Genomic DNA, 1,094 nt, shown 5'->3' on the forward strand with positions numbered 1-1,094 from the left:
CCCCCGCCCGAGGGAATGCTGTCCAGCGCTGTGGCCGCGCCGGAGCCCAGCCAGTCTGCATACTGGGCCGCGACATTGGCGTTCTCGCGCGCGTATTCGAGTGCAGCCGTCAGCGATTTGCGCGATGGGTCGTAAAGGTCGGCCCAGGCGTTGTCGCGCCGGGTGATGAGATCGCGAATCAGCACGCCGGCGATGGCGCCGTGGGTCATGCCGTTGCCTGAATCGCCGGTCACGACATAGACGTTGTGGTTGCCGGGGTTGCGTCCAATGAAGGCCACGCCATCCACCGGCTCCATCACCTGGCCGGACCAGGCAAACATGGGCTCGCCGACCACGGGAAAGCGCTCGCGCGTCCATGCGCGCAGGCGGTCCAGCCGCCGGTCGGCATCGTCTGCCTGACCGACCTTGTGGTCTTCGCCGCCAACGATCAGGAGCTGGGCGTCGGGGCCGAGGTCGCCCGCAATGCGCGCGTAGTGGTATGGGTCGAGCGTGTCCCAGAACTGGCAGACCGGCACGCTGTCGCGCGGTACCTTCATGCCCACCACGAAGGTGCGGTATGCCGCCTGCTTGGTATGCAGGGCAAACAAGTCGTTGAAGGGTGTATTGCTGGCCACGACAACGCTGTCGGCATGTATGCGTGCCCCGCCGGCCGTGCGCACGACCACAGGCGGCCGTCCTCCACGTCCATTGCCTGCGTCTTGCCATGGATCTTGCCGCCGCGACGCTCGATGGCGTCGATGAGCCCGCGCAAGTACTTCAGCGGGTGCAATTGCCCCTGGCCCGGAAAGCGAAGTGCCGATGGCAGCGCAACGCGGCCGGTCTGAACGTCGCTCACCCGTGTGACGTCGGTCAGCCCCGCGCGGTGTGCGGCTTCCAGTTCGTCGGTCAACACCTCGTCCTCTTCCGCCGATTCGGCAAACAGGTAGCCATCCACACGGGCAAAGTCGCAGGCGATGGACTCCGCTGCGCAGATGGCCTCCATCCGTGCAACGGCTGCCGTGTGGCTTTGCGCGATCGTCCGTGCGGCGTCGCGCCCGAGATGGCGTTCGATGTTGTAGTACCGGTCATCGAACGCGTCATCAGGTGGGCGGTCG

The 1,094-nt window shown here is 66.4% G+C and carries 2 protein-coding genes; both read right to left on the reverse strand.

Annotated elements, in window-relative coordinates; translation table 11 throughout:
- The coding region (locus FUT88_RS27015) for an NAD(P)/FAD-dependent oxidoreductase (protein ID WP_261797300.1) at positions 1–614 on the reverse strand (614 nt) is incomplete at its 3' end.
- Complete coding sequence (locus tag FUT88_RS27020; RefSeq protein WP_410003902.1) at positions 533–982, reverse strand: FAD-dependent oxidoreductase; 450 nt, start codon at positions 980–982, stop codon at positions 533–535. The genes FUT88_RS27015 and FUT88_RS27020, both read right to left, overlap by 82 nt.
- Positions 983–1,094 lie beyond the last annotated feature (112 nt).

Source organism: Ralstonia sp. TCR112 (genome assembly GCF_007997035.1).
Taxonomy (GTDB): Bacteria; Pseudomonadota; Gammaproteobacteria; order Burkholderiales; family Burkholderiaceae; genus Ralstonia; species Ralstonia edaphi.

Bases quoted from the DNA above. Each gene is read 5' to 3' on its own strand.
- FUT88_RS27020 (WP_410003902.1), bottom strand. From the start codon at position 982: ATGGAGGCCATCTGCGCAGCGGAGTCCATCGCCTGCGACTTTGCCCGT.